The 8,161-nt window shown below is 70.5% G+C and carries 5 protein-coding genes; 3 read left to right on the top strand and 2 right to left on the bottom strand.

Annotated features, from left to right (window positions below; all coding sequences use genetic code 11):
• Positions 1–527 precede the first annotated feature (527 nt).
• Positions 528–791: a hypothetical protein gene (locus ACTMTI_RS47275; RefSeq protein WP_441127418.1), complete on the top strand. Its 264-nt coding sequence runs from the start codon at positions 528–530 to the stop codon at positions 789–791.
• A 143-nt stretch (positions 792–934) separates the two neighbouring features.
• A complete protein-coding gene (locus ACTMTI_RS47270; RefSeq protein ID WP_441127417.1) occupies positions 935–1,360 on the top strand; it encodes a BP74-related protein in 426 nt (141 codons plus the stop codon).
• Positions 1,361–1,527: 167 nt separating this feature from the next.
• Here the strand turns inward: ACTMTI_RS47270 and ACTMTI_RS47265 are convergent, their stop codons facing one another.
• On the bottom strand, positions 1,528–4,809 hold the full coding sequence (locus tag ACTMTI_RS47265) for a BTAD domain-containing putative transcriptional regulator (RefSeq protein WP_441127416.1): 3,282 nt from the start codon (positions 4,807–4,809) through the stop codon (positions 1,528–1,530).
• A gap of 120 nt (positions 4,810–4,929) precedes the next feature.
• Between ACTMTI_RS47265 and ACTMTI_RS47260 the strand changes: the two genes are divergently transcribed.
• Positions 4,930–6,240, top strand: coding sequence for an FAD-binding oxidoreductase (locus ACTMTI_RS47260; protein ID WP_441127415.1), 1,311 nt, complete (start codon positions 4,930–4,932; stop codon positions 6,238–6,240).
• A 260-nt stretch (positions 6,241–6,500) separates the two neighbouring features.
• On the opposite strand, the gene ACTMTI_RS47255 is transcribed toward ACTMTI_RS47260, so the two are convergent.
• Complete coding sequence (locus ACTMTI_RS47255) at positions 6,501–7,652, bottom strand: alginate lyase family protein (RefSeq protein ID WP_441127414.1); 1,152 nt, start codon at positions 7,650–7,652, stop codon at positions 6,501–6,503.
• Positions 7,653–8,161 lie beyond the last annotated feature (509 nt).

Here is an 8,161-nt window from a genome sequence, read left to right as displayed (position 1 = left end):
CCGCCACCGAGGCCGCCTAAGATCCACTCACGGCACCTACCTCGTCGAGCCTTTTACACCGCTCCGAGGACGCGACCCTCACCTGGCCTTTGGGATCCGACTTTAAAGACACCCACCAATGCCTGTTCATGGCACAGCGCTCAGGCGGTTGTTCTCTCACGCGGCGAGCACACCCGCGTGCACCCCTCCCGTGGCCGACGCCCCAGCCGAAGACTCCTAGTGGCCTACGGTCATACTCCCACCAGCACGGCGATCAGCCACGTTCTCGGTGAGCCAGGGTGAGGAACGAACCCTGGATCGTCGATCGCCCCCAGCCATGCACGGTGGCCAGCCACACCGTGGCGATCGTAAGGGCTGTATCTGTGCGGCGGCGCGGCAACCCCGGCCGGTGCGTTCGGTCTGTACGGCGGGGCCGGCGTGCGGCGCCCGGCCCGGTGTCCCGCCGCCGTCCGGGACCGGCCCCCAGGCCGCATGCCCGGACGGCGGGCGGAGGGCCGGGGGTACGGCGGCGCGCCGCGCCGCCGCTTGTGGCCGCGATCCTGGCCGAATGGGACGCCCACGTCGCCGAGCACGGCACCGTCACACGCGAGGAGGCCCGCCGCGACAACGAAATCGCCGACCTGAAGCGGAAGCTGGCCGACAAGACCCGCGAATGCGGCACTCTTCAGCGTTCCCTGGATGCGGCCGCCACCGCCATTGCCGCCCTTCACCACGACAACACGCTGCTGCGGGAGGACCTGGCGGCCCGCGGCGGCACCGTCGTCCCGCTGCATCGTTCCTCGCGACGCTGAAGGGTCGCCCGCAGCGAAACTGGGCTGTTGCGGACGGTGACTGCGTTATCACTGTGGCGTTAGGGGCTGCTCTCATCTTCACATGATTACTTAGCGTATGCAACAGCAACTCAAAGTAGTTTCGCGCAGCTGAAAGGGTCTCCATGCACAGCATCCTGACCAGGATCCTCGCGGCTCTCGCCGCCATCGCGGCGTTCAGCGTCGCCACACCGCCCGCCCAAGCAGCGCCCACAGCCTACTTCGTGATGACCGACATCACCCGCGAGGAGTTCGTCGTCCAGCTCACCGACCCCGGCAAGATCCAGCACGCTCGCGACCTGCTCAGCGGCGCCACCGAGGACCGACCACACGTCGTCGGACGCATCATCAAGCGCCCCACCCCCTACAACCCGCGCTGGAGCTACCACCTGAACCCCGACACGGTCGACTTCTTCGACTACGCGATCGAGGTCTGCGACGCGACCATCCCCTACGTCGAGGACCACCTGGACGAGGCCGGCGGGGCGTTCCTGCCTGGTCTTGTCTGGTGCGACTGGTCTTCCAGGCTCGTGCGCGAACTCACGCCATAGCCCCCTGACGTCGTCTGCCATCGCGGCCCTGGAGAACCGCTCCGGGGGCCGCCCCCTCGGGCGGCACCCAAGTAAGCAGCTGTGGATCCCTCGGAGCCATGCCCTAGAGACACCGGCACCTCGTCGCAGGCGTCGCATCACCGCAAGTCATGAGCGCTTCCGTCGCTCTAGGTGATCGGACGTATGTCGAACCCCGGTATAGGGGCCGGCCCATTCTCGCCTGGAACAGCGACGACCTCCGCTTGTTCACTCCTTCGCCCGGAGTCCTTCAGCGCATGTTGAGCGGCGCGCGTGTGCTCGCGGGCCGTCTCCGGCCGTCCCATGCGGTCGGCCAGCTCGGCGAGGACCTGATGAGTGGAACCCCAGCAGGCGCTGCCGATGCCGAGCACGACAAGCAGGTTGGCGGAGGGCAGGAGCGTCTCGTACAGGCGGCGGGGCTCGGGGCTGCCGAGCCGGGCGGCGATCAGTCCCCAGACGGGGGTGAGGAAGTCGGCGGTCCAGTCCTGCCTGATGGCGGTGCCCCAGCGGGCGATCAGATCGTGGGCGAGGTCGGTCCGGTCGGATTCGGCGGCGGCGAGGATCGCGAGCGGGCGGACGGGCTCCAGATGGCGGTCCTCGGCCGCGGCCAGCAGGTCGTCCAGCACCGTGCCGCTCTCGCCGTGGGCGCGGGCTCGGGAGTAGGCGGTCACCAGCCGCCGGTACGGCCCGCCCCACAGGCTGGAGCCGTAGCGCGGCGACGTGTACCCGGCGGCGAGCCGTTCCACCTGGTTCCAGTCGCGGTCGAGCATGTGACGGCCGGTCTGCGCGATGCGCACCATCGCCTCCAGGTCCGGCCGCCGGTCGCGGTCGAGGAGGCGTTCGCAGCGGCCCAGTTCGCGGTCCCATTCGTCCAGGTCCGCCTCGCGTAGCAGGCAGGCCAGGCGGGTGACGCGGGCGACCAGCTCGGTGCTCGGCGACAGTCCCGGCAGCGCCGCCAGCTGTTCGGCGGCGGCGCGGCGCTCGCGGTTGCGGCCGGGCACGAAGGCGGCGAGCAGGTAGTTGCTCAGCGTGCGGGCCTGCAGCGTGCGGTCGTCGGCTCGCCTGGTCAGTTCGATTGCCTGCGTGGTGAGGCGTTCGCCTTCGGCCTGCCGCGGGCCGTAGTGCAGCTCGACGCCGAGCGTGCCGAGCAGCCGGGCCCGATCGCCGTCCGGCAGCGGCCCGGCGAGCAGCTCTTCGAGCGCGGCCACGATACGCTCGTCGACCTGGCCGTAGGGTCGCCAGTGCCACAGCGCGGGCGTGCCGAAGAAGCTCAGCGCGTCGATCATGGCTGTGCGGTCGCCGAGCCGGCCGGCCAGCTCGATGGCCTCGAGCAGGTCACGCTCCGCGGCCTCGGCCTCGCCGGTGGCGCGCCGGGCGTGCGCCAGGCCGATCAGCAGCCGGGCTCGGGTGGCTTGGTCGCCGGGCGACAGGTGGGTCAGGGCGAGTTGCCAGAACTGGACGGCCTCGGTGTAGGCGAGCTGGCGTGCCGCGTGCCCCGCCGCGCGGGCGGCGTGCCTCACGGCCTCTGCGGCGCCGCCCACCTTGGCGGCCTGGGCGAAGTGGTGGGCCAGTGTGGCGGCCTCGGCCTCGGCGGTGTACGGCTCCAGCGCCCGGCCGACTCCCAAGTGCAGGCGGGCCCGCTCGAGCCGGGACAGCTTGGCGTAGAGAGCCTGGCGGACCAGGGCGTGGCCGAAGCGGTAGTCGGGTCCGCCGGGCGGCTCGGTCAGCAATCCCGTCGCCACCGCCGGTTCCAGGGCCAGCATGACCTCTTCTGCGGGTTTGGAGGTGACGGCCACGAGCGTCTCGACGTCGAACTCGCGGCCCGCGATCGCCCCGACGCGCAGGAGCTCGCGGGTCTCTTCCGGCAGGCGGGCGACACGCCGGTCGATCACGTCGCCGGCGCCCCTGGGCACGGCGGTGGGGTCGCGCCGTTCGCTCTGGCTGAGCCGTAGCACCTCTCCTAGATAGAACGGATTACCGCCGGTGCGCTCCAGCAACGTGCCCGGCTCTTCCTCGAGGTTCCTGGAGCGCAGGTACGCGGCGACCTCCTCCAGGGTGAACGACGTCAGCTCCAGCCGGTCCACCACGTGCTGGCGGGCCAGCGTGGCGAGCAGGTCACCCAGCTCGTGGGGATGGTCGCCGGGCTCGGGACGGAGGGTGGCGACGGCCAGGACCGGGAGGCGGGAGAAGGGGTCGGCCGCGTAGGCGAGCAGCCGCAGCGAGGAGGCGTCGGCCCAGTGCAGGTCATCCAGGACCACCAGGAGTGGCCGGGGATCCTCGGTCAGGGCCGCGACGGTCTGTTCGAACCGGCCGTACAGGGTCGGTTCCAGGGCCTCGCCCGACAAGGGCTCTCCCTCGTGGCCGCTCTGCCGGATGATCTGCGTCCACGGCCAGAAGGCGGGAGCCGTACCCTCCACACAGCGCCCCCAGGCGACGCGGAAGCCGCGGGCCTGCGCCAGCTCGGCCGCGACCTGAGCGAGCCGGGACTTGCCGATGCCCGCCTCCCCGGCGATCAGGACGACGCCGCCGCGGCCGCCGCGGGTCTCGGCGAGCCGGCGTTCCAGCACCGCCAGCTGGCCGGACCTGCCGACCAGTGTGCTCGTCGCGGGCACGGGCGCCGGGGCGGGCGGCTCCGGCGTCGGCGCGGCCGGCCGCAGGTCCGCCGCCTGGTCGAACACGGCCTGTTCCAAGGCGCGCAGCTCGGGCCCGGGGGTGAGGCCGAGATCCTCCGACAGCCGGGCCCGTACGCGGCGTAGCGCCGCCAGCGCGTCGGCCTGGCGGCCGGTGCGGTAGAGGGCGAGCACCAGCAACGCCCAGCCGCGTTCCCGGTAAGGGTGTGCTTCGACCAGGTCCTGAAGGCCAGGGATGACCGAAGCCGCCTCGCCGAGCGCGAGCCGCGCATCGAAGCGGTCCTCCAGCGCCGCGGTCTGTATCTCGGTGAGCCGCGCCACGGTGGGCCGCGCGAACTCCTGGTCGGCGAACTCCCCGAGCGGATCGCCGGTCCACAGCGCCATGGCGCGGTCCAGGGCGGTGATCGCTTCCTGGTGCTCGCCGCGGGCCAGGGCCAGCCGCCCTTCCTCGGCGTGGGCGGCGAAACGCCCGAGGTCCACCTGGCCGGGAGCGACGGCGAGCAGGTAGCCGGGCTCGCGGGTGAGCAGCACACGCGGCGGGGTGCGCGGTGGCCGGTCAGGCTCCAGGATCTTGCGCAGGTGCGCGATGTAGGCCTGCAGGGTGCGCGTAGCTCCGGCAGGCGGCTCGCCGGTCCAGAGCTCGTCGATCAGCCGGTCGAGGGAGACCACGCGACCCGGCTCCAGCGCCAGCATCGCCACGAGCGCCCGCTGCTTACGCGTCCCCAAATCGAGCGGCTCGCCAGAGGCACCGGAAACCTCCACCGCACCGAACAACCGGAACGCCAGTCCCGCCGCCATCATCCCACTCTGCTCATAGATCCACCGAGGTCACAGCATATGCCCCCAGCCTCAGCTCGATCCCAGCTCGACCTCAACTCACCTACGAGAGCCTTGATCCAACGCCAACGAAGGGGATACATCATGAACATCGGCGACGAACTGCGCAGTGTGGTCAGGGGCACCGTGCTCGCGGCCGGCGATGGCGGCTTCAAGCAGGCTCGCCGTCCGTGGAACCTGGCGGTGGAGCAGCCCGTCCGCGCGGTGGTCGAGGCCGCCGACGCCGATGACGTCGCGGCTTTGGTACGGCACGCGCGCCTGGCCGGGCTCACCGTCACCACCCAGCCGAACGGCCACGGCGCCAGCGGTGATGTGGACGGCGTGATCCTGCTGCGCACCGGCAAGCTGGACGAACTGGTGATCCACCCTCGGGAGCGGCAGGCCAGAGCGGGCGCCGGCGTGAGCTGGGGCCGGGTGCAGCAAGCGGCAAGCCCGCACGCGCTGACCGGTCTGGCGGGCAGTTCCCCGGTGGTCAGCGTCACCGGCTACACGCTGGGCGGCGGCCTGAGCTGGTTCGGCCGCAAGCACGGATTCGCCTCCTCCAGTGTGCGTGCCTTCGACGTCGTCGACGCCGAAGGCATCCGAGCCCGGGTGGACGCCGGCAGCGACCCCGACCTGTTCTGGGCGCTGCGCGGCGGCGGTGGCGACTTCGCGATCGTCACCGCCGTCGAATTCGACCTGCACCCCGCTCCCGCCCTGTACGGCGGGCGCATGCTGTGGCCCGGCGACAAGGCCCGCGATGTCCTGGAGGCCTACCGGGAGATCACCGCCGACGCGCCGGAGGAACTGACCGCCTGGTACGACCTCCTGCAGTTCCCCGGCGCCCCGGCCATGGTCGCCGTGGACGTGGCCTTCCTCGGCGAGCGGGCGGAGGCCGAACAGTTGCTCCGCCCGCTCGACAAGATCGATGCAGGCATATCGGACTCCCGCGCCGTGATGGCCGTCGCCGACCTGCCCGCCATCACCGCGGAACCGACCGACCCCGGCGCCGGCCGCTCCAGGGCGGAACTGCTGACCGGGCTGGGTTCCGACGTTGCCGACGTGCTGCTGGAGCGGCCCATCGACCCGCTGCTCAGCGTCCAGCTCCGGCACCTGGGCGGCGCGCTGGCCCGGCCCTCGGACACGGCCGCGGGTCACCTGGCCGAGCCGTACGCCCTCTACCTCTTCGGCCCGACCCCCACCGCGGAGGCCGGCGCCGCCGTCGCCGAACGGCAGCGCGAGCTCAGCACCGCACTGCTGCCGCACACCAGCGGGCGCAAGCCGTACACCTTCCTGGGCCAGGGCGAGCGGGCCGCCAGCGCCTTCACCGGCGCGAACCTCGCCCGCCTGCGCGACCTCAAGCGCGCCCGCGACCATCACGGGACCTTCAGGAGCAACTTCCCCGTCCTCGCCTAAGCCTTAAATGCCGCTGGCGCCGCACATGGCGACGCCCGTAGGTGTGCGGTCGGCCGTTGCCATACCAAGAGCGAGCATCGGTACGCCCGATGCCTCCGTAGAACAGCCAAGACCGTCCAGCCGGAGCTGATCGCGGTGGCCGGGCCGAACTTGTCGCCGCCTTCGCTGTTCCAGACAGTCAGCGTCCCGGTGGCGGCCGAGAAGATGTCGGCCACGCCGTCGGAGTTGAAGTCCGGCGTGGCCGATCCACTCATCGCGGCTTAGCGCGGGTTCTTCGCGTGGGTGAGGGTCTCCCAGGCCAGGAAGCGCGAGGCACCGACCGGACGCTTCTGCTTCACCCACTTCGCCGCACTGGGCATGTCGTATCCGAAACGCTGCTGCAGCGCGTTGTAACCGACTTCGAGGTTCGGCCCGAGGCCGAGGGTGACCCTTCCGCCGCACAGCCACGATGGCACCGTCGCGCCCAGTTGCAGGCGAGCGTGGAACTCCATCGCGAATCGCAGCCGGTGCTTGGCCTCGGCGTACAGGTCCACGCCCTGGTGGCGGGCCGTCTCCGCGACGTGGGAGATGGCCGCGATGCCCCATCCGGTGTGCCCGAAGTCGCGGCAGGTTTCCTGGGCCAGGCCGTTCACGAACTTGGTCTGCCCATGCCAGTAGTCGATGATCTCGGCTTCGGTGTCGTGCTTGCTGTCCGGCGGCGCCTTGGGCAGCGAGCCGTCCGTCGCGAGGTAGATGTAGGCGGGCAGCCTGCCGCGCCAGGTCGTGATCGCCCGGTCGAAGGAGACACGGTCGTCGAGGTGCACGGCGATGCCGATGGCGGCATCGGTCATGATCAGTTCCCAGTTGCCCTGGTTGTTGGGCTTTCCGGCGATCACGGTCGGGAGGTACACGGTGCGTAGCTTGTCGGCGAACCGGCCGGCCTGGGTCCAGCCGGCGTAGGTGTGCTTGATGAGTTCGGCGGCGCGGGAGAAGTTGGCGCCCGCAAAGCCAGTCTGTAGCGGCGCGTTGCTCCCGGTGTGTTCGGTGATCACGGCCGACCAGGCGTCCATGATCTGGATCGCTTTCTTGGCGTAGCGGGAGTCCTTGGTGAGGTACCACCGCAGGGCGTGTGTGTAGGCCGCATTGGCGTCCTCACGCTCGTCCGAGCAGCCGTGGTCGGGGTTCCCGTACATACCGCACTCCACGACGGCGCGGGGCTTGGCCGTGTAGGACAGCGAGGCATAGGAACTGCGTTGCAGGGCTTCCCAGGCGGACTTCCACGGTTCGTTGCCGAGGTTGGCTTTGACGAAGTCGAGCTGAGCACGGCTGACCAGGACGCCGGGATGCTTGAATGCGGCCGCCTGCGCGGGCTGCGGGGCGGATAAGGCGGCGGTCACGAGCATGGTGGCGGCGAGAGGGCGAGCGAGACGCACGGGTTTCCTTCCAGGCGCGGACGTCCATTCAGCCAGCCGCCGACTTTGCTGTCAACTCAGCTGTCAACCTATTCGCGCTGTGGACAGCGGCCGCTATACCGCCGCATACCGTACCCACGGTTGGACGCCTCGCCAGGCAATCGTGGAGGCCTAACGTGCTCAGCCGACAGCGACGGTGAAGATGTTAGCAAGATCCCGAGATTGTCCTGACAAACATAAAAGCCCGCACCAGGATGTGCCTGGTGGCGGGCCTTTCGTATGAGCGCGGCCGACAGGAGTCGAACCCGTATCCTTCTGATCCGTTGGGAAGGGCAGACGTCCTGTCAACGCGCGGCCGTCCCGCTCAAGTGGTGATCGCGGAGAGTCGGCATGCGGTCGTGTAAGACGGCGTTGCTGTACGGGCTGCTGTACAGCCCGCGCATCTCTGCGTCGCCGCATGTGCTCGACCGGCAAGACGCGCGCTGCGTGCTCTGCGGAGAACACCTCTTGTCTCCCGAACAACCCCCGCA

The sequence above is a fragment of the Nonomuraea sp. H19 genome, from assembly GCF_052068215.1.
Taxonomy (GTDB): Bacteria; Actinomycetota; Actinomycetes; order Streptosporangiales; family Streptosporangiaceae; genus Nonomuraea.
Note: the sequence above shows the minus strand (reverse complement) of the source record. Positions and strands in the feature narration are given on the sequence as shown.